Source organism: Arhodomonas aquaeolei DSM 8974 (assembly GCF_000374645.1).
GTDB lineage: Bacteria > Pseudomonadota > Gammaproteobacteria > Nitrococcales > Nitrococcaceae > Arhodomonas > Arhodomonas aquaeolei.
Genome location: NZ_KB894806.1, coordinates 68,483 through 89,115, shown reverse-complemented (window position 1 = coordinate 89,115; position 20,633 = coordinate 68,483). Strand labels below are relative to the sequence as shown.

Annotated in this window: 16 protein-coding genes; 6 read left to right on the top strand and 10 right to left on the bottom strand. The window is 71.9% G+C overall.

Annotated elements, in window-relative coordinates; genetic code table 11:
• Positions 1 to 14: 14 nt before the first annotated feature.
• From C516_RS0109105 to C516_RS0109085, 5 genes are all read left to right on the top strand, one after another.
• Positions 15 to 4,874 carry an NAD-glutamate dehydrogenase gene (locus C516_RS0109105; RefSeq protein ID WP_018718067.1) on the top strand — a complete coding sequence of 1,620 codons (4,860 nt, stop codon included), beginning with the start codon at positions 15 to 17 and terminating at the stop codon, positions 4,872 to 4,874.
• 10 nt (positions 4,875 to 4,884) lie between these two features.
• Positions 4,885 to 5,670: an alpha/beta fold hydrolase gene (locus tag C516_RS0109100; RefSeq protein WP_018718066.1), complete on the top strand. Its 786-nt coding sequence runs from the start codon at positions 4,885 to 4,887 to the stop codon at positions 5,668 to 5,670.
• 116 nt (positions 5,671 to 5,786) lie between these two features.
• Positions 5,787 to 8,072, top strand: a complete 2,286-nt coding sequence (locus C516_RS0109095; protein ID WP_018718065.1) for an NADP-dependent malic enzyme — start codon at positions 5,787 to 5,789, stop codon at positions 8,070 to 8,072.
• A gap of 69 nt (positions 8,073 to 8,141) precedes the next feature.
• Positions 8,142 to 9,185: a ferrochelatase gene (hemH, locus tag C516_RS0109090; protein ID WP_018718064.1), complete on the top strand. Its 1,044-nt coding sequence runs from the start codon at positions 8,142 to 8,144 to the stop codon at positions 9,183 to 9,185.
• Between the two features lie 61 nt (positions 9,186 to 9,246).
• Positions 9,247 to 10,224 (top strand): quinone oxidoreductase family protein, encoded by a 978-nt coding sequence (locus tag C516_RS0109085; protein ID WP_018718063.1) that lies wholly within the window; start codon positions 9,247 to 9,249, stop codon positions 10,222 to 10,224.
• 15 nt (positions 10,225 to 10,239) lie between these two features.
• On the opposite strand, the gene hmuQ is transcribed toward C516_RS0109085, so the two are convergent.
• The 6 genes from hmuQ to hemP all read right to left on the bottom strand — a co-directional run bounded on the left by hmuQ (position 10,240) and on the right by hemP (position 15,812).
• Entirely contained in the window at positions 10,240 to 10,578 is a 339-nt protein-coding gene (hmuQ, locus tag C516_RS0109080; RefSeq protein ID WP_018718062.1) for a heme-degrading protein HmuQ, read from the bottom strand.
• A gap of 50 nt (positions 10,579 to 10,628) precedes the next feature.
• Entirely contained in the window at positions 10,629 to 11,417 is a 789-nt protein-coding gene (locus C516_RS0109075; protein WP_018718061.1) for a heme ABC transporter ATP-binding protein, read from the bottom strand.
• Positions 11,417 to 12,505: a FecCD family ABC transporter permease gene (locus C516_RS0109070; RefSeq protein WP_018718060.1), complete on the bottom strand. Its 1,089-nt coding sequence runs from the start codon at positions 12,503 to 12,505 to the stop codon at positions 11,417 to 11,419. The genes C516_RS0109075 and C516_RS0109070 overlap by 1 nt, the downstream gene beginning before the upstream one ends.
• A 2-nt stretch (positions 12,506 to 12,507) precedes the next feature.
• The gene (locus C516_RS0109065) at positions 12,508 to 13,419 is read right to left on the bottom strand and encodes a heme/hemin ABC transporter substrate-binding protein (protein ID WP_018718059.1); all 912 of its coding nucleotides are present in this window, start codon (positions 13,417 to 13,419) and stop codon (positions 12,508 to 12,510) included.
• A complete protein-coding gene (locus C516_RS0109060; RefSeq protein WP_018718058.1) occupies positions 13,413 to 15,521 on the bottom strand; it encodes a TonB-dependent hemoglobin/transferrin/lactoferrin family receptor in 2,109 nt (702 codons plus the stop codon). The genes C516_RS0109065 and C516_RS0109060 overlap by 7 nt, the downstream gene beginning before the upstream one ends.
• Positions 15,522 to 15,626: 105 nt before the next feature.
• Positions 15,627 to 15,812, bottom strand: a complete 186-nt coding sequence (hemP, locus tag C516_RS0109055; protein WP_018718057.1) for a hemin uptake protein HemP — start codon at positions 15,810 to 15,812, stop codon at positions 15,627 to 15,629.
• Positions 15,813 to 15,971: 159 nt separating this feature from the next.
• Between hemP and C516_RS0109050 the strand changes: the two genes are divergently transcribed.
• Positions 15,972 to 16,469, top strand: coding sequence for a hypothetical protein (locus tag C516_RS0109050; protein WP_018718056.1), 498 nt, complete (start codon positions 15,972 to 15,974; stop codon positions 16,467 to 16,469).
• Here C516_RS0109050 and C516_RS0109045 read toward each other — a convergent pair.
• Genes C516_RS0109045 through hemC form a run of 4 tightly spaced genes read right to left on the bottom strand, consistent with a single transcriptional unit; the run spans position 16,466 to position 20,604 of the window.
• The gene (locus C516_RS0109045) at positions 16,466 to 17,737 is read right to left on the bottom strand and encodes a heme biosynthesis HemY N-terminal domain-containing protein (protein WP_018718055.1); all 1,272 of its coding nucleotides are present in this window, start codon (positions 17,735 to 17,737) and stop codon (positions 16,466 to 16,468) included. The two genes, C516_RS0109050 and C516_RS0109045, sit on opposite strands and share 4 nt — an antisense overlap.
• Before the next feature lie 10 nt (positions 17,738 to 17,747).
• Positions 17,748 to 18,887, bottom strand: a complete 1,140-nt coding sequence (locus tag C516_RS0109040) for a uroporphyrinogen-III C-methyltransferase (RefSeq protein ID WP_018718054.1) — start codon at positions 18,885 to 18,887, stop codon at positions 17,748 to 17,750.
• Complete coding sequence (locus tag C516_RS19145) at positions 18,884 to 19,678, bottom strand: uroporphyrinogen-III synthase (RefSeq protein ID WP_018718053.1); 795 nt, start codon at positions 19,676 to 19,678, stop codon at positions 18,884 to 18,886. The genes C516_RS0109040 and C516_RS19145 overlap by 4 nt, the downstream gene beginning before the upstream one ends.
• Positions 19,675 to 20,604: a hydroxymethylbilane synthase gene (hemC, locus tag C516_RS0109030; protein ID WP_018718052.1), complete on the bottom strand. Its 930-nt coding sequence runs from the start codon at positions 20,602 to 20,604 to the stop codon at positions 19,675 to 19,677. Before hemC ends, C516_RS19145 begins: the two co-directional genes overlap by 4 nt.
• Positions 20,605 to 20,633: the final 29 nt, after the last annotated feature.

The window sequence follows — 20,633 nt, the reverse complement described above, 5'->3', positions numbered from 1 at the left end:
AAGCAGGGGGTACGATGCGACAGGCGAGCGAAGAAAAAGCCCGGGAAGAAGTCATCGACACCATCGCCGGGCGCGTCGGCGAGCGCTGGAGCGGCGAGGACGCGCCGCTGGTGGAGACGTTCGTGCGCCAGTACTTCGAGGGGGCGGCACCGGAGGACGTGATCGACCGCCGCCCGGACGACCTCTACGGCGCCGCGCTGTGCCACTGGAACCTGGGCGAGGTCCGCGCCCCCGAGCAGGTCCATATCCGCGTCTACAATCCGGACGCGGAGCAGAACGGCTGGCAGTCGACCCACACGGTCTGCGAGGTCGTCGCCCCGGACATGCCGTTCCTGGTGGATTCGGTGTCCATGGCGCTGAACCGCCTGGGGCTGACCATCCACCTGATCATCCACCCGGTGCTCACGGTGCGCCGCGGCGAGGACCACCGGGTCGCCGAGATCCCCGACGTGCAGCAGGCCGAGGGCGCCGGCCCCGAGGCATGGATGCACTTCGAGGTGGACCGCCAGAGCGACCAGGACGACCTCGAACGCATCCGCGGCGACATCGCCTCCGTGATCGAGGACGTGCGCCTTGCCGTGGGTGACTGGCGCTCCATCCTGGGCCGCCTCGAGGAGGCGATGCGCGAGCTCGAAAGCCGCCCGCCGCCCATCGACGCGGACCGGCTGGAGGAGGTCTCGGCGTTCCTGCGCTGGATCCACGACGATCACTTCACCCTGCTTGGCTACCGGCGCTACGAGCTGTCCCGCAAGGGCCGCCGCGACGAGCTGCGCGCGGTCGCCGACTCCGGCCTGGGCATCCTGCGCGCGCACAGCGGCGACGAACGCTCGGAGAGCTTCGCGGCCCTGCCCGCCTCGGTTAAGGCGCTGGCCCGCGACCCCGAACCGCTGGTGCTGACCAAGTCCAACAGCCGCGCCACCGTCCACCGCCCGGGCTACATGGACTACATCGGCATCAAGCGCTTCGACGCGAACGGCGAGGTGATCGGCGAGCACCGCTTCCTCGGGCTGTTCACCTCCGCGGCCTATCACCGCAGCCCGCGCACCATCCCGCTGCTGCGCCGCAAGATCGAGCAGATCCTCGAGCAGGCCAACCTCCGGCCCAACAGCCACGCGGGCAAGGCGCTGATCAACATCCTCGAGACCCATCCGCGGGACGAGCTCTTCCAGGCCTCCACCGACGAGCTCTACGAGACCGCCAAGGGCATCCTGCACCTGCAGGAGCGCCAGCGCGTGCGGCTGTTCGTGCGCTACGACACCTTCCGCCGCTTCGTCTCCTGCCTCGTCTACGCCCCCCGGGAGCGCTACAACACGGACGTGCGCGAGCGCATGCAGTCGATCCTGGTCGACACCTTCTCCGCCGAGAACGCCGAGTTCTCGGTCCAGCTCTCCGAGTCCGTGCTCGCGCGCATCCACTTCATCGTGCGCCTGGCCAAACCCGGCAAGCCGAGCTACGACCACGACGACCTCGAACGGCGCCTGGCGCACACCATGCACAGCTGGCGCGACGACCTCAGCGAGGCGATGCTGGAGTACTTCGGCGAGGCCCGCGGCAACCGCCTGCTGCAGCGCTACGGCGACGGATTCAGCGCCGCCTACCGCGAGGACACCGTGCCCCGCGCGGCGATCCACGACGTCGAGCGCCTGGAGCACATCAGCGGGCCGGACGACCTGGGGATCGTGCTCTACCGCCCGCTGGAGGCACCGCCGGAGATCCTGCGCCTGCGGCTGTTCCAGTACGAGCGCCCGATCGTGCTCTCCGATGCCCTGCCGGTGCTCGAGCACATGGGCGTGGAGGTCGTCGACGAGCGCCCCTACGAGGTACACCTGCAGCGCGGCGGCATCGCCTACATCCACGACTTCGGCCTGCGCTACGCGAGCGCCGGCCAGCGCGAGCCGGAGAACATCCGCACGCACTTCCAGGACGCCTTCTCCGCGGTCTGGCACCGCCGCGCCGAGGACGACGGCTTCAACCGCCTGGTCCTCGCCGCCGGGCTGACCTGGGAGCAGATCGTGATCCTGCGCGCCTATGCGCGCTACCTCCGCCAGGCCGGCCTGCCGTTCAGCCAGCAGTACCTGGAGGAGACCTTCGCCAACAACGCCACCATCACCCGGCGGCTTGCCCGGCTGTTCGCCGCCCGCCTCGATCCGGACAGCGCCGACGAATCCGCGGCAGCGGCCCTGGGCGAGGAGATCGAGGGCCTGCTCGAGGAGGTCACCAGCCTCGACGAGGACCGCATCCTGCGCCGCATGCTCGCCGCGGTGCAGGCCACTCTGCGCACCAATTTCTACCGCCGTGACAGCGAGGGCCGGCGGCGGGAGTTCGTCTCCCTCAAGCTCGACCCCCGGGCCATCCCCGGCGTGCCCAAGCCGGTGCCGGCCTACGAGATCTTCGTGTACTCGCCGCGGGTCGAGGGCGTGCACCTGCGCGGCGGCAAGGTCGCCCGCGGCGGCATCCGCTGGTCCGACCGCCGCGAGGACTACCGCACCGAGATCCTCGGGCTGATGAAGGCACAGATGGTCAAGAACGCCGTCATCGTGCCCATGGGCGCGAAGGGCGGGTTCGTCTGCAAGCAGCTGCCCGAGGACCGGCAGGCCGCCGCGGACGAGGTCCTCGCCGGCTACCGCATCTTCATTCGCGCCCTGCTCGACGTCACCGACAACATCGCCGCCGGCGAGGTCAGCCCGCCGCCGCAGGTGCTGCGCCACGACGACGACGACCCGTACCTGGTAGTCGCCGCGGACAAGGGCACGGCCACGTTCTCGGACTACGCCAACGAGCTCTCCGACGAATACGGCTTCTGGCTCGGCGACGCCTTCGCCTCCGGCGGCTCCAGCGGCTACGACCACAAGAAGATGGCGATCACCGCCCGCGGCGCCTGGGTCGCCGTGCAGCGCCACTTCCGCGAGCTCGGCCGCGACATCCAGAGCGAGCCGTTCACCGCCGTGGGCATCGGCGACATGTCCGGCGACGTATTCGGCAACGGCATGCTGCTCTCCGAACAGACACGGCTGATTGCCGCCTTCGATCACCGTCACATCTTCATCGACCCGGACCCGGACCCGGAGACGGGCTACGCCGAGCGCCAGCGGCTGTTCGGCTTGGCCCGCTCGAGCTGGGAGGACTACGACCGCAGCCGGATCTCCACCGGCGGCGGCGTATGGCCCCGCTCGGCCAAGTCCATCCAGCTCTCGGCGGCCGCCCGGCAGGCACTCGGCATCAGCGGCGGCGAGCGGCTCACCCCGCTGGAGGTGATCTCGGCGATCCTGCGCGCCCCCGTGGACCTGCTCTGGAACGGGGGGATCGGCACCTACATCAAGTCCTCGGAGGAGAGCCACGCCGATGTGGGCGACAAGGCCAACGACGCCCTGCGCGTGGACGCCGGCGAGCTTCGCTGCCGGGTTATCGGAGAGGGCGGCAACCTCGGCCTCACCCAGCTCGCGCGGGTGGAGTTCGCGATGCACGGCGGCCGGGTAAACTCCGACGCCATCGACAACTCCGGCGGCGTGGACTGCTCGGACCACGAGGTCAACATCAAGATCCTGCTCAATCGCACCGTCGACGACGGCGACCTCACCACCAAGCAGCGCAACCACCTGCTCGCGGACATGACCGACGAGGTCGCCCGCCTGGTGCTGGCCAACAACTACCGCCAGACCCAGGGTCTGTCGCTGCTCCAGCACCATAGCGCGGAGCTGATCGACGAGCACGGCCGGTTCATGCGCGATCTCGAGCGCGGCGGCCGACTGGACCGCGCGGTGGAGCACCTGCCCGACGACGAGGGACTGATGGAGCGGGGCAAGGTCGGCGGCGGGCTCACCCGCCCGGAGCTCGCGGTGCTGCTCGCCTACGCCAAGATCGAAGCCTATCCGGAGTTGCTCGGCTCCGAGCTGGTCGCCAGCGACTATCTCAGCGCCGAGCTCATGCGCTACTTCCCTCAGCCGCTGCGCGAGCGCTACCGCGAGCGGATCGAGGGCCACCCGCTGCGCGCCGAGATCACCGCCACGGTGGTGACCAACCACATACTCAACCGCATGGGGGCGACCTTCCTCTTCCGCATCCGTGCGCGCACCGGCGTGGACGCAGCGGACGCCGCCCGCGCGTACTTCGCCGCCCGGGACATCTTCCGGTTGCGCGAGCTCTGGCACGAGGTGGACGCCCTGGACAACCGTGTCTCCGCGACCACCCAGCTCCGAGTGCTGGACGCGCTGTGCAATCTCCAGGAGCGGGCCACCCTGTGGCTGCTGCGCAACCTCCCCTCGCCACTGGACATCGAGGAGACCGTCGCCCGCATCTCGCCGGCGGTGCGCCACCTCGGCGAGACCCTGGACGAGCTGGTGCCCGAAGAGGACCGCCGCCTGCTGGAGACCGAGGTCGAGGATCACGCCAACGAGGGCGTGCCCGAGGAGCTCGGCCGCCGGGTCGCCCGGCTGGACGCACTCTACGCCGCCCTCGACCTGGTCAAGGTGGCCAGCGACACCGGCGCGCGCCTGCGCGAGGCCGCGGAGGTCTACTACACCGCCGGCACCCGCCTGGAGCTGGGATGGCTGCGCGAGGCGATCACCGAGCACCCGGTGGACGATCCCTGGCAGGAGCGCTACCGCGCGGGCATGGAGGAGGAGTTCTTCGTCCAGCTCCGGCGCATGGCGGTGCGCGTGCTACGCAGCGGCGACGAGGGTACCCCACCGGCCGAGCGCCTGGAGCACTGGATAAGGGACAACAAGGCCATGGTCGAGCGCCTCGCCCAGACCATCACCGAGCTGCGCAAGGCCGCGCAGGTCGACCTGCCCATGCTCGGGGTCGCGCTCCAGGAGCTGCGCAACCTCGGCCAGGCCGGCGCCGCCCAGCAGCTCGTCACCGGCGAACCCGCATGAACGAGGGACCATGAACGACGACATCATCGAGCTCCACCGTGAGGTCAGCGGCGAGGGCGCGCCGCTGGTCCTGCTCCACGGCCTCTACGGCTCCGGGGCCAACTGGCGCCGCTATGCCCGGCGCTGGTCCCGGGACCACCGGGTGATCGTGCCCGACCTGCGCAACCACGGCCGTTCGCCGCACAGCGGGCGCATGGACTACCCGGCCATGGCCGCGGACGTGGCCCGCATGCTCGAGGCCGAAACGGAGGGCCCGGCGGTGGTGCTCGGTCACAGCATGGGGGGCAAGGTCGCGATGGCGCTGGCCCTGACCCGCCCGGCGCTCGTCCGCGGGCTGATCGTCGCCGACATCGCGCCGGTGGCCTACGCCGACAACGACCACGACGCCATCATCGCCGCCATGCAGGCGGTGGAGCTGGCGGACGTGGGCAGCCGCAGCGACGCCGACCGCCAGCTCGCGGCGCGTATCGACAGCCAGGCCATCCGGCAGTTCCTGCTCACCAACCTGGAACGCGCCGACGGCGGCTGGGACTGGCGGCTGCCGCTGGCGATCCTGCGCCGGGCACTGCCCGACATCCTCGGCTGGCCGGCGCTCGACGGCCGCTGGGACGGCCCGGCACTGTTCGTCCACGGCGGACGCTCGCCGTACGTGGATGACGACGGTCGCCGGGCCATCGCCGGATACTTCCCGAACCACGAAGTGGAAACGCTACCCGAAGCAGGCCATTGGCTTCATGTCGAGGCGCCGGAGGCGTTTACCGGGGCCGTGGAGGGCTACCTGGCCGATCGACTTTGAAAAAATGGAAAATATTTCTATAAATTGGAGGAGGTGGTTGTCGAACGGCCCCCGGCCGTATAATCGCCCGCCTCGCCCATCGCTCGACGTCACTGGGGAATCAAGGTAACCACACAATGTCCGAAGACTTTCGCAAGAGCGCGCTCGAATACCACCGCAACCCCGTCCCGGGCAAGATCGCGGTCACGCCGACCAAGCCGCTGGCGAACCAGCGCGACCTCGCCCTCGCCTACTCGCCGGGGGTGGCCGCCGCCTGCGAGGAGATCGTGGAGAACCCCGATGCGGCCGCCGAGTACACCGCACGCGGCAACCTCGTGGGCGTGGTGACCAACGGCACCGCGGTGCTCGGGCTGGGCGCCATCGGGCCGCTGGCTGCCAAGCCGGTGATGGAGGGCAAGGGCGTGCTGTTCAAGAAGTTCGCCGGCATCGATGTCTTCGACATCGAGGTCGACGAGCGCGACCCGGACCGCCTGGTCGAGATCATCGCCTCGCTGGAGCCCACCTTCGGCGGCATCAACCTGGAGGACATCAAGGCGCCCGAGTGCTTCCAGGTCGAGGAGCAGCTGCGCGAGCGCATGAACATCCCGGTCTTCCACGACGACCAGCACGGCACCGCGATCACCGCCGCGGCGGCGATCTACAACGGCCTGCGGGTGGTCGAGAAGCGCTTCGAGGACGTCAAGCTGGTCGCCTCCGGCGCCGGCGCCTCCGCCATCGCCTGCCTCGATCTTCTGGTCTCGATGGGTCTCAAGCCCGAGAACATCATCGTCAACGACTCCAAGGGCACCGTCTACAAGGGCCGCAAGGAGTACATGGACCCCCGCAAGGAGGTCTATGCCGCGGAGACCGACGCCCGCACCCTGGGCGAGGCGATCGAGGGCGCGGACATCTTCCTCGGCCTGTCGGCACCGGGCGTGCTCAAGCCGGAGATGGTCGAGCGCATGGCCGAGCGGCCGCTGATCCTGGCGCTCGCCAACCCGACCCCGGAGATCCTGCCCGAGGAGGCGCAGGAGGTCCGCCCGGACGCGGTGCTCGCCACCGGCCGCTCGGACTACCCCAACCAGGTCAACAACGTCCTGTGCTTCCCCTTCATCTTCCGCGGCGCACTGGACGTGGGCGCCACCGGCATCAACGAAGAGATGAAGAAGGCCGCGGTGAAGGCCATCGCCGACCTCGCGCTGGTGGAATCCTCGGACGTCGTGGTCGCCGCCTACGGCGGCAAGCCGCTGAAGTTCGGCGCCGACTACCTCATCCCCAAGCCCTTCGACCCCCGGCTGATCACCAAGGTCGCCCCGGCGGTGGCCCAGGCGGCGATGGACTCCGGCGTGGCCACGCTGCCCATCGAGGACTTCGCCAGCTACCGCCTGCGGCTCAGCCAGTTCGTCTTCCAGTCCGGGCTGGTGATGAAGCCGATCTTCGAGCGCGCCCGCCAGGACCCCAAGCGCGTGGTCTACGGCGACGGCGAGGAGGAGCGCGTGCTGCGCGCCGTGCAGGCGGTGGTGGACGACGGCCTCGCCCGGCCCATCCTCGTCGGCCGCCGCCGGGTGGTGAAGATGCGGCTCAAGCGCCTCGGCCTGCGACTCGGCATCGACGAGGACTTCGAGCTGGTGGACCCCGAGGACGATCCGCGCTACCGCGAGTACTGGACGCTGTACCACTCGCTGATGGAGCGCCGCGGCATCACCCCGGACCGCGCCCGCCAGATCGTGCGCACGCGCAACACCGTGATCGCCGCCCTGATGGTCAAGCGCGGCGAGGCGGACGCCATGCTCGGCGGCATGGTGGGGCGCTACGAACGCCAGATCGACTACGTCGAGCAGGTCCTCGGCCGCCGGCCCGGCGTGCGCAACCTCGCGGCCATGAACGCGATCATGAGCCCCAAGGGCACGCTGTTCCTGTGCGACACCTACGTCAACAACGACCCCACGCCGCACCAGATCGCGGAGATGACCATCCTCGCCGCCGACGAGATCCGCCGCTTCGGCATTACCCCGAAGGTGGCGCTGCTCTCGCACTCCAGCTTCGGCACCTCCACGCGGCCGAACGCGGAGAAGATGCGCGAGGCACTTGAGCTCATCGAGGACCGTGACCCGACCCTCGAGGTCGAGGGCGAGATGCACGGCGACGCGGCCATCAACGAGCAGATCCGCAACCGCATTTTCCCGAACTCGCGGCTGCGCGGGCAGGCCAACCTGCTGATCATGCCCAGCCTCGACGCGGCCAACATCGCCTTCAACCTGCTCAAGACCGTCTCCGACACGGTCTCGGTCGGCCCCATCCTGTTGGGTTCGAACCAGCCCGCCCATATCCTGACCCCGTCGGTCACGGTCCGGGGCGTGGTCAACATGAGTGCGCTGGCGAGCGTCGAGGCGGCCATGGCCGAGGCAGCGGCCGCGGAGTGAGTGCCACGGCGGGGGCGCAGCCCCCGCCGGCCGAGGTGGGCGTATCGCGGGACGCGACGGGTGACAGGCATGACGAGCGAGACACCGATCGGCATTCTGCTGACCAATCTGGGGACCCCCGACACCCCGGACACAAAGGGGCTGCGGCGTTACCTCGCCGAGTTCCTCTGGGATCCGCGGGTGGTCGAGGCGCCGCGGCTGCCGTGGTGGCTGGTGCTCCACGGCGTCATCCTGCGCACCCGCCCGCGCAAGTCCGCACAGGCCTACCAGCGGATCTGGGAGGAAGACGGCTCGCCGCTGCTGACCACCACCCGCCGCCAGGCCGAGGCGGTGCGCCGTTTCATCGCCGAGCGCACGGGCCGCCCCATCCCGGTGGCGGTGGGCATGCGCTACGGCCGCCCCTCCATCGAGGACGGCATTGCCGAGCTCGAGCGCGCCGGCGCCGAGCGCATCGCGGTGCTGCCGCTCTATCCCCAGTACTCCGCCTCCACCACCGCGTCCACCTACGATGCCGTGGCCAGGGCGATGGCCCGCCGCCGCAGAGTGCCCGGCCTGCGTCTGGTCCGTGACTACCACGACCACCCGGGCTACCTGGACGCGCTGGCCGCCTCGATCAGCGAGTACTGGCAGCACTACGATCGCGGCGACATCCTGTTGTTCTCCTTCCACGGCATCCCCAGGGAGTACGCCGACAGAGGGGATCCCTATCCGGAACAGTGCGCGCGCACCGCCGCGGCGGTGGCCGGGCGCCTGGGACTGGGCCCGGAGGAATGGCTGACCACGTTCCAGTCCCGCTTCGGCCCCAAGGAGTGGCTGCAGCCCTACACCGACGCCACCCTCCAGCGCCTGGCCGGCGAGGGCACCCGGCGCGTGGACATGATCTGCCCCGGCTTCGCCGCGGACTGCCTGGAGACGCTGGAGGAGAACGACATCGGTAACCGCGAGCTGTTCATCGAGTCAGGGGGCGAGTCGTTCCACTACATCCCCTGCCTGAACGTACGCGACGACCACATCCGCGCGCTCGGCGACATCGTCCTGCGCGAGCTCCAGGGCTGGCTCGCCGCCCCGGAACCGGCGGCCAACGACGACGTCTTCTCGGCGGGCGGGCACTGACGCGCCGTCGTTTCCCGGCGGCCCCGCGGCCCGCCACCACGCCACAACGGGAGGAACCGCGATGACCCACGCGATCCGCGTTCACGAGCACGGCGGCCCGGACGTCATGCGCTGGGAGACGGTCGACGTGCCGCCTCCCGGACCGGGCGAGGCGCGGGTGCGCCACACCGCCATCGGCGTCAACTACATCGACGTCTACTTCCGCACCGGTCTGTACACGCCCCCCGGCCTGCCGTTCACCCCGGGCATGGAGGCCGCCGGCGTCGTCGAGGCCGTGGGCGATGGTGTCACCGACGTCGCCGTCGGCGACCGCGTCGCCTACGCCGCCGGCCCACCGGGGGCCTATGCCGAGGCCCGGGTGATCGCCGCCGACCGGCTCGTAGCGCTGCCGGAATCCATCAGCGACGAGCAGGCGGCCGGAATGATGCTCAAGGGCCTCACGGCGCAGTACCTGCTGCGCCGCACCTACCGGGTGCAACCGGGGGACACCGTGCTGGTGCACGCCGCCGCCGGCGGCGTCGGCCTGATCGCGTGCCAGTGGGCCCACCACCTCGGCGCCACCGTGGTCGGCACTGTCGGCAGTGCCGACAAGGCGGCCCTGGCGCAGGCCCACGGCTGCCATTACCCGGTGAACTACCGCGAGGAGGACTTCGTCGAGCGGGTACGCGAGATCACCGGGGGCGCCGGCGTCGCCGCGGTCTACGACTCCGTGGGCCAGGACACCTTCATGGGGTCTCTGGACTGCCTCCGGCCCATGGGCACGATGGCGAGCTTCGGCCAGTCCTCGGGCTCCGTGCCGCCGCTGGACCCCGGCATCCTCGCGCAGAAGGGCTCACTGTTCCTCACCCGGCCGACGCTGTTCACCTACATGGCCCGGCGCGAGGACCTCCTCGCGAGCACGGCCGAGCTCTTCGACGTGGTCGCCCGGGGCGCTGTGCGCATCGAGGTCAACCAGCGCTTCGCGCTGGGCGACGCCGCCGGCGCGCACCGCGACCTCGAGGGCCGGCGCACCACCGGCTCCACCATCCTGCTGCCCTGAGCGCGCCCGCCCCGCCTACGCCGACTCCGTGCCGGCGTCGGCGGGGCCCATCCGCTGGACCACCTCGAAGCCCTCGAACCGCGGCCCCTCCAGGTACACGTGGGCATTCCTGCCCGCATTGCGGTGGGCGGCGCGGAAGGCCTCCGAATGCGTCCACGCCTCAAACGCCTCGCGGGAGGTCCACAGGGCGTGGGAGGCGTAGAGGGTGTGGTCCTCCGCCTCCGGGCCGCGCAGCAGGTGGAACTCGATGAACCCCGGCACCTCCTGGAGGTGGGAGTCGCGCTCGCGCCAGATGCGCTCGAACTCCTCCTCGTGGCCGTGGCGTACCTTGAATCGGTTCATGGCGATGAACATGACGACCTCCATGGTCAGCAACGGGTGTTGTCGGGGGATAGCGTAACCGCTCACACCGGCCGCACGAACGGCCGGCCGCTGTCGGCGTCGACGTACACGCGTACCCGCACGCCGAAGACCTCGCGCATCAGCGCCGCGTCCAGCACCGCCGCCGGCGCCCCGGCGGTGATCACGGTGCCACCGGCGAGCACCACCACCCGGTCGGCGCAGGCGGCGGCCAGGTTCGGGTCGTGGAGCACCGCGAGGACACCGCCGCCCCGGCGCGCGAGCCGCCGCGCCAGGGTCACGATGCGCTGCTGGTGACCGATGTCGAGGTTGTTCGTGGGCTCGTCCAGCAGCAGGTAGCGCCCGCCGGCCTCGCCACGGCCGGGCGCCGACACGATCTGGGCGAGCACCCGGGCGATCTGCACCCGCTGGCGCTCGCCGCCGGACAGTCCCGGGTAGGCACGTCCCGCCAGGTGCGCCACGCCGGCCTGACGCAGCGCGGCGTCGATAATCCGGGCGTCGGCCGCCGGCGTGCTCATGCCCGCGTGGGGGCTGCGCCCGAGGGCGACCACCTCGCGCACGGTCAGCGCAAAGCCGAGCGCCGGCGCCTGCGGCAGCACCGCGCGCCGTCGGGCCAGGGCCGTGCGGTGCCAGTCCGCCAGCGGTGCGTCGTCCAGGGTCACGGCCCCCCGGTCCGGCGACAGCGCCCCGGAGAGCACGTGCAGGAGGGTCGACTTGCCCGCCCCGTTGGGGCCGATCAGCGCCACCGTCTCCCCGGGGGGCACGGCGATGTCCACCCCCGCGAGCAGCACGCGCCCGCCCCGGGCGACCCCGACCCCCTGCGCGCTCAGCATCAGCCGCCCTCGCCGCCGCGGCGGCGTATCAGCAGCCAGAGGAAGAACGGGCCGCCGATGCAGCTGGTCACCACACCGATGGGCAGCTCCGCGGGCAGCACCACGGTCCGGGCGATCAGGTCGGCGGCAAGCAGCAGCGCCGAGCCGAGCACGGCGGAGAGCGGCAGCACCAGACGGTGGCGCGCCCCCACGCTCAGGCGCACGAGGTGGGGCACGACCAGGCCGACGAAGCCGATCACCCCGGTCAGCGCCACCGCGGCCCCCACCGCCAGGGCACACAGGGCGACGATCCGGCGTTTGCTGCGCTCCACGTCGAAGCCCAGGTGCAACGCCTCGGTCTCGCCCAGCAGCAGGGCGTCGAGCTCCCCGGCGAAGCGCATCAGCGCCAGCGCCGGCACCACGATGAACGCCAGTACCGGTGCCAACCGCGCCCAGGTGACCCCGCCAAGGCTGCCGAGCATCCAGAAGTTGAGGTCCCGCAGGGCCTGGTCGTCGCTGACGAACACCAACAGCCCGATCGCGGCGCCGGCGATGGCGTTCACCGCCACGCCGGCGAGGAGCAGGGTGGGGATGTCCGTGCGCCCCTCGGTGCTGGCGATGCGGTAGACCGCGAAGGTCACCGCCAGTCCACCGGCGAAGGCGGCCGCCGGCACCGCGAGCACCGGCGTCAGGAAGGGGAGTACCGCGGTGAGCGCAGCGGAGAAGACGATGGCGGTGGCCGCCGCCAGCCCGGCGCCGGTGGATACACCGATCAGCCCCGGGTCCGCCAGCGGATTGCGGAACAGCCCCTGCAGGGCCGCCCCGGCCAGCGCCAGCGCCGCGCCCACGGCCGTGCCCAGCACCACCCGGGGCAGACGGATCACGGTCACCACGGTCTCGTGCGCCGGCACCGCCGGCGCCACCGGCAGGCCGGCGCTCCGGGCGAGGATGGTCACGACCTCGTCCGCCGGAACGGCCACCGCACCCACGGACAGGCCGGCCAGGATGGTCGCGCCCCACAACGCGGCAAACACGGCAGCGATCGCGATGACCCGGCGCCGCTCCCGGGCATCCCCACCGGTGTCCGCGGCCGTGACCACCGCCGCCACCGTCAGCGGTCTCCGCCGGAGGACGCCGGATGCAGCCGCTCCGCCAGCCGTCCCGCGGCGGCCGGCGTGCGCGGCCCGAAGCCCAGTAGCAACAGCGCGTCCATGGACACGACGCGCCCCTGCCGGGCCGCCGGTGTCGCGCCCAGCACCGGATGCGCGCGCACCCCCTCGCGCCCCTCCAGCGCGTCCAGCGCACGGCGCGTGAGCAGCAGCCAGTCCGGCGAGGCGGCGATCACCGCCTCCGCGGACAGCGGCCGGAAACCGCTGTAGGCGGTAACGGCGCCCCTGCCGCCGGCCAGTCGGACGATGCCCTCGGCGGACGTCCCCCTCCCGGCGGCCATCAGGTTACCCGGGCCGGCGGCGATCAGGGTGAGCACCGTCGGGCGCGTCCTCGTATCGGCGACACGGCGGCGCAGGGCCGCGAAGTCCGCGGACAGCCGCGCAACCAGCCGCCGCCCGCGGCCTTCGACACCGAGGGCACCGGCTACAACACGCACCTTCTCCAGCACCCCGCCGGGACTCGACCGGTCGGGCACCCGGGTGACGGCGATGCCCGCCTCCCGCAGCTGTTCGAAGACCACCGGCGGCCCGGCATCGGCCATCGCGATCACCCGGTCCGGCGCCAGGGCGATGATGGGCTCGGCGGAGAGCCGCCGCATGTAGCCGACGTCCGGCAGCGTCGTCGCCTCGGGCGGATAGGTGCTGGTGCTGTCCACCGCGACCAGCGCGTCCATGCGATCGAGGGCGTGGACGATCTCGGTGACCGCCCCGCCGATGGCGACCACGCGTTCGGGCCGATCGGCGGCGCGCACGCCGCTGGCCGCGAGCACGGCAAGCACGGCGAGGACGCCCGCGGCCACCAGCACGGTGCGTCCGGGACGCCCGGGGCGTGGGTGCTGCGGTCGCTTCACCATGACAGCCGGTACCCCAGCGCGATCCTGACGTTGCGCCCGGGCTCGGCGGCACCGGTGTAGGTTCGCGAGTAGGCCTCGTCGAAGGCGTTTTCGACGCCCAGACGGACCGTCAGCCCGCGCAGGGCCGGCCGTCGCGGCCGCCAGGTAGCGGAGAGGTCCACCACGGTGTAGCTGGCCCGCTCCTCGGACGGGTCGTCCACCTCGTCGAATTCCGCGGCATGGAGCAGCCGGGCACCGACGGTGGTATCCGTCGCCGGCAGCTCGTAGCGCGCGGACAGGCTCACCTGCGGCGGCGTGAGCACGCCGAGCTTCTCGCCGGTGCGCTCGTCCTCGCCGTCGATGCGCGAGAAGCCGAGGCTCGTACGCAGCCGGCCGACACGGTAGTGGGCCTCGATCTCGTCGCCCCACAACCGCGCCTCGGCGACGTTCACCGAGCGGGTGGTGCCGTCGCAGGCGCCGGGGACCGCGGGGTTGCAGTCCGCGAACGGCGATGGCTGGCGGACCTGGGTGTCGATGAAGTCGTCGCCGTGGATCTCGTAGTGGGAGAGCTTGATCCCGAAGCGGTCGCCGTCGACGAGGACGTCCGGGAACCGCAGTCCGCCACCGAACTCCCAGGTCTGCGTGCGCTGGGGCTCGAGGTCCGGGTTGCTCTCGAAGCGGTTGGTGATCGTGCCGAAGGGCGCCCCGAGGGGGATCTGGAAATGGGTACCGCTGGGATAGGCCTCACCGAGGGTGGGCGCGCGGAAGGCCTCGGCACGGTTGACGAACAGCATGGTCCCGCGGGTGGGCTTCCAGGTCAGGCCCAGCCGCGGCGAGACCGCGTCGTCGCTGAGGTCCTCGTCCACGTCGTCGGCGCTCGCCTTGAAGCGGTCGTAGCGCACGCCCGGTATCAGCAGCAGCTCGCCGGGCATGCCGCCGGGCGCACTCCAGCGCAACTCCGCCTGGGCAAACACCGCGGCAAAGTCGTACTCGGCGTCCGGCACGCCGGCGCGCTCGCCGCTGGCATCGCCCCCATCCTGGACGTCGCGGTAGCCCTCCACGCCGTAGGTGACGGTCGTCTCCGCCCCGGCGAACGCGGTCTGCGAGCTGTTGTCCAGGCGCAGACCGGTGGTATCCAGGTGGCGGCGCAGGCGCTCGCCCTCGGGACCGAGGCCGTCGTCGTCCAGGCGGCGCTCGTCCACCCGGGTCTCGTTGCGGTAGAGGCTGACGGCGAGATCGACCCAGGGATCGGACGGGTCGTCGTGGGCGTAGCGCAGCCGCGCGGTATCCGCGCGGATATCCTTGGCGACCGAGTTCTCGTCGCCGGCACCCTGGCCGTTGTTAGGCTCGCGGGCGTCGTTGTCGAAGCGCTGGAACGAGAGCTCGACCTCGCTGTCCTCGTCGGGCTGCCAGCGCCCCTTGGCGAGGCCGGAGACGATGTCGTCGTCGCTGTTGGTCAGCTCGTTGCCGTCACCCAGCTCGATGGTGCCGGAATCACGGCGGGTGATGCTGGCGAGCACGCCGAGATCGTCCCGCGGCCGGCCGTAGGCGGTAACCCCGGCGTGGCGCTCGTGATTCACGCCCTGGTAGCCGCCGCGCAGCCATATCCCGGCATGCTCGTCCGGGGCGAGCAGGTCCTCGGCGCGCAGGGTCCGCAGGGCGATGACACCCCCGGTCGCGCCGCTGCCGTACAGCGAGGAGGCCGGGCCGCGAACGACCTCGACCTCGCGCAGCAGCGAGGGGTCGACGAAGAACCGGCCGTCGTGGCCGGAGAGGAAATTCTGGCGGGCGCCATCCAGGGTCACCACCACGTCCGCCCCGGCGAGCCCACGGATGCTGGGCACCTCGCCGGTACGCCGGGGCCCGCCGGTGAACTCGACCCCCGGCAGATCGCCGAGGATGTCGTCCGGCGTCGACGGCTGGCGCTCACGGATCGTCCCGGAATCCACCACGCTCACCATCCCCGGATAGTCAAAGGCCTCGATGGGCGTACGCATCGCGGTCACCGAGATGTAATCCAGCTCCAGCGGGGGCGCCACATCGTCACTATCCGCCGCCGCTGCGGCCGCCGTGAGCGCGAGCATGACCGCCGCACCGGTTCCCGTTTTCGTCCAGCCGTGCATAACCTGTCTCCCGATCAGGTTCCGCGGTCCTGGCTGGCGGCCACGGGGACGCGGCACTGGCTGGCTCGGACTCGAGTGGGTTGTCCTCCCCCGCGGGGTGCGGGGTCATTTCGTCAGGATCAGCTTGTCGCTGTTGGTGCGCCGCAGGCGGTATTCCTGCCGCCCGTGCACGATGATGGCCTCGCCGGCGCTGCCGAGCAGGCAGCGTGCGTCGATCCGGCGCGGGCCGCCGCCCCGGTCGCCGCGCGGTGGCGTCCGCGGCAGGGCCTCGTCGTCGCCCGTACCCGACATCCTCCTCCCTCCCCGTGAAGGCCTCGATCGAATGGCACAAGGCTATAGCGCGATCGGCAAAAACGCAAACGAGAATTGTTAGCGTATACCGGTGTTATTATTGCACTCGCTTCTCATTCGCGATTAAAGTCAGGGCACTCGCACCAACGGAGATGAGCGATGTCCAGCGATACGGTGGGACGGACAGCGGACCTGGAACCGCTCGAGCAATACCTGCTGCGCGCGTTCCGCAGCGCGGCCTGCGCCCTGCAGTACGAGCCGGACGCGCTGGCCCGGGCGGTGGACGCGGAACTCGGCAACGCGCCGGCCCCGGCCGACGGCGACATCATGCGCCGGCACTTCCGTGCACTGATGGCGACCATCGCCCGTTACGGCCGGCGCACCATCCGCTTCCACGCAACGCCCTGCCCGTGTCTGGGCGCGGACGAGGCGGCGTTCCTGCGCCTGCACGGACGGATGTCCTCCGGCAGTGAGGCGAACGCCATCGCCCACCACCTCGTCGAGGCCGAGGCGGTACCGACGCTGCTGCAGCACGCCTCGGTGATTGCCCTGTACTGCGCCCAGGCGAGGCCGGAGCGGGGGCGGACGACCGCGAAACACCGGTGCCGCAGCCGGCGGCAGCGCACCCGCACCGCCGCCGGAGAACGCCTGCACTAGGCGGACGAGGACGCCCCCGCCTCTTCTGCGACGTCGGAACCGTCCGCGGCCTGACGCGGCGGCAGTGCCGGCACGGTAACCGCGGGCCGGCCGAGGCCCGCATCCATGGCCCGGTGCCAGGCACGCCGGGCAAGCTCCGGCTCGCCGAGCTGCTGGTAGAGGTCACCGAGAAGGCGGTGCGTGAGCGCGTCGTCGTCACGGGCGGCGGCCGCCTCCAGACAGCTCCGCGCCCGGCCCCACAGACCGCCGCGCAATGCCTGCAGCCCGGCGGTACGCAGCAGGACGGGATCGTCCGGGCGATGGTTCAGCCAGCGCTCCGCCTGGGCGAAGCCCTGGTCGCCGGGCACCTCCTCGAGCTCCCCCCAGGCCGTGACCAGGCGGTCGTCCCAGTCGTGACGCAGCCAGCCCTTGAGCAGCTCGGCAGCGGCGGCCGACTCCCCGGAGCGGATCAGGCAACGCGCGTAGTGGGCACGCAGCGCCGGGTCACGACGCTCGGCCCGGGTGAGGCCCTGCCAGATGGACGCCAGGCTCTGTTCCGCCCCCGGGGCCACCGCGTCATCCAGCCGTTCCGTGGCCAGGCGCGTCTCCAGCGCGTCCAGCTCGTCGGCGGGCAGGGCCTGGTGGCGACGCAGCTGGGGCAGCAGCTCGCGGGCGCGCTCCCAGTCCTCCAGCTCGGTGACGCAGCGGTAGAGCAGTGCCAGGACCTGGCGGTTGCCCGGCGCGCGCTCGTGGAGCCAGGACAGCGTCGCCAGGGCCTGTTCGCGCTGGCGGGCGTCTAGCTGGAACCGGGCCTGAACCAGGCCGACCGCGACCTCGGCGCCGGACTCGCTCTCGTCGGCCAGGCTGAGGAAGCGGTCGCGGGACTCGTTGTCACCCCGGCGATGGGCGGAGATGGCCGCGAGCAGGTAGTGGAACAACCCCAGCCCGTCCGCCTCGGCCTGGCGGGTGAGCATGCGCTCGGCCTGCTCGTAGTGGCCCTCGGCGAGCTGGATGAGGCCGTTGACCAGACGCTCGCGGCTGCGGTTGCGCCGCCGCCCCTGCACCCACCGGCGCATGCCGCGGGGCGTGGCGAACAGCCGCGCCAGCAGCGTCCAGACCAGCCCCAGGACGGCCCAGCCCACCAGCAGGATGCCGGCGAAGAGCACGAGGCTGGTCTGCACCGACCAGGCCCCGACCTTGATGATCACGAACCCCTGGTGGTCGCGCAGCCACAGCGCGGCGGCGATGCTCGCGAGCAGCAGCAGCAGGGCAACGAAGAGCTTGCGCATACGGCCTCCCTCAGTCGAACTCGCGCACCGGCGCGAGGACCGACTGGATGTCCGGCAGGGTCACGCGCACCGGCCGGTCGGCGAGCGCGTCCAGGCGGTCGAGGGCGTCGGCCACGGCCGCGTCGCCGTCATCGTAGTAGCGGCTCAGCCAGTCACGGGCGCGTTTCAGGGAGTCGCGGTAGAGGGCGCCATCGCCCCGGATGGCTGCGAGCCGAGCGCTCTCCAGCTGCAGCCGGAGGTTCTCGCGCAGGAAAAACCGCTCCCGGATCGGGCGCAGGGGCACCACCTCGCGCTCCGGCCCGGAGACCACCACGAGCTCGCCCATGGCCCCGCGGAACTCGCTCCAGGCGCGGCCGAGGGGACCGCGGGCACCCTCGCCACCGGCCTCCCCGCCATGGTCCGCCGCCTTCGCGGCAGGCAGGGGCTCGGCGCCGGCACGCAGGCGGAGACCATCGACACCGTCGGCGATGCCGGCCAGGGTGGATGCGATCCGGTCGGTCTTCGGTTCCGTCACGGCGAGGAGCCGGTCGATGGCCTGGCGGATCGCCTTACGTTCCGCGATCACCTCGCCGCCCAGGGCAGAGAGCATGCCGTCCGCCGCCTTGAGCGCACCGAGGGCGGCGTCGACGTCACGGTAGTAGCGCAGGCGATGGACGGCGACACGTGCGAGATAGGCGGCCTCGGAGCGCCGCCAGTCGTCCCGGTTGACCTGGGCGAGCTCGGCGACGCGGTCCATCTGCGCCTTGAGCTGGGACTGGGTCTCGGTCACGGCGTCCAGCGAGGCCTTGAGCTCGGCGAGGCGCTGGTCGCGCCCGGCGGTGCGCTCGTCCAGGCTCGACAGACGGCCCCGCAGCTCGGAGATGCGCTCGTCCAGGCCGTCGCTGCGTTGCTTCAGCGCCTGCTGGTCCACCAGCGACGCCTGCCTCGCCGCGAACGCCTGGTAACGCTGCCAGCCCCACCAGCCACCGAGGGCGACCGCGAGGACCGAGACGATGGCGAGCACCAGCGCCGCGACGGCCAGTCCGCGCAGACCGCCGCCACCGGCGCTGCCCCCGCTCGCGGCCTGCCGGGGCGCCCCGGTGGCCTCCGCCCCGCTGTCCTGTCGCTCCTCCCCCTGCACGGGCCGTTCCTGCTCGTTCTCTTCCGTCATGGATGACTCCCTGTGGATGCTTCGGCCGCCTGCCCGAGGGCCTCGATCAGGCCCTCGTCCCCGGGCCGGGCGGCGATCACCGGCACCTCGTGCACACCAAGCGCCCGCGCCCGTTCGGCCACGCGCTCGGAGACGGTGATCAGCCGGCTGCCGCAGGCGGCTTCCCAGCCTTCCGGGCCGACGAGCTCGCGCAGATGCGACAGCCCGGTGACGCTGGTAACGATAGTGTACTGCAGCCAGCCCGCGCGCCAGCCCGCCACCACCGGCGCCGGGTCCACGTCGGGCACCACGGCGCGGTAGACACCGAGGCGGGTCACGCGGACCCCGCGGGCAGCGAGGGTATCGGCGAGCAGCGCGCGACCGTGCTCGCCGGCAAGGATGACACAGTTGGAGCCCGCCGCCGGGTCGAACGCCGGGCTATCGAGCAGCGCGGCGGCCCCGCCGCCCTGCGCCGGGCTGGCGTCGACGGGCCAGCCGCGCCCCCGCAGGGCCCGCGCAGTGCCGGGCCCCACGGCGGCGACACGGGCGTTCGGCGGGCATACGACACCGTCACCACCGAAACGCTCCAGCAGCACCTCGACCCCGCCGGGACTGACGAACACCAGCCAGTCGGCGGCCTCCAGGGCCGCCGCGAGGGCCCGGGCGCTGTCGGGGTCGTCCACGGGCTCGATCTCGATGGTGGGCAGCGGGGCCACCGTGGCCCCCAGCGCCCGTAGCCGATCGATAAGCGCGTCGGCCTGCGACCGGGGGCGCGTGACCACGACCCCGATGCCGGCCAGCGTCCGGCTCATCGGCCCTCCGCCTCCGCCAGCAGTGCCCCGGCCCCCTGGGCCAGCAGGTCGTCGGCCACGCGCTGGCCGAGCGCCGCCGCCTCGCCGCGGGGCGCACGCCCCTCGGCGCGCAGCAGCCGCCCGCCGTCCGGGCTGCCCACCCGGGCGCGCAACCACAGCCGGTCACCCTCGAGCACCGCGTAGGCGGCGATGGGGACGTGGCAGCTGCCTTCCAGGCGCTGGTTGACCGCGCGCTCGGCGCTGACGCGGTCGAAGGTGTCCGTATGGCGCAGCGGGGCGATCAGCTCGTTGAGCGCGTCGTCGTCGCTGCGGCACTCGATGCCCAGCGCCCCCTGGCCCACCGCCGGCAGGCTCTCGTCCGCGCTGAGTGGCCGGCGGATGCGTTCGGTGAGCCCGAGGCGGCGCAGCCCGGAGGCCGCGAGGACGATGGCGTCGAACTCACCGGCATCGAGCTTGCCGAGCCGGGTCTGGACGTTGCCGCGCAGCGGCGAGACCCGCAGGTCCGGGCGCCGCCAGCGCAGCTGGCACTCCCGGCGCAGGCTTGCGGTGCCGACGTGGGCGCCCCGGGGGAGCTCGTCGACCCCGGCGTGGTGGTTGGAGACGAAGGCATCGAAGGGGTCGTCGCGCTCGAGGATCACCGGCAGGTGCATACCCTCGGGCAGTTCCGCGGGGACATCCTTCATGGAATGCACGGCGATATCGGCGCGCCCCTCGAACATGCCCCGTTCGAGCTCCTTGACGAACAGCGCCTTGCCGCCGATGGCGGCCAGCGTCCTGTCCTGGATCTCGTCGCCCCGGGTGCTCATGCCCACGAGCTCGACCTCGAGCCCGGGATGGAGACGGCGGAGGGCGTCGGCAACGTGTTCCGCCTGCCACAGCGCCAGGGCACTGCGACGGGTGGCGATACGGACCCGGTCGCGGGGCATGGTACGGCCTCTCGGGTAGCCTGCGTGGC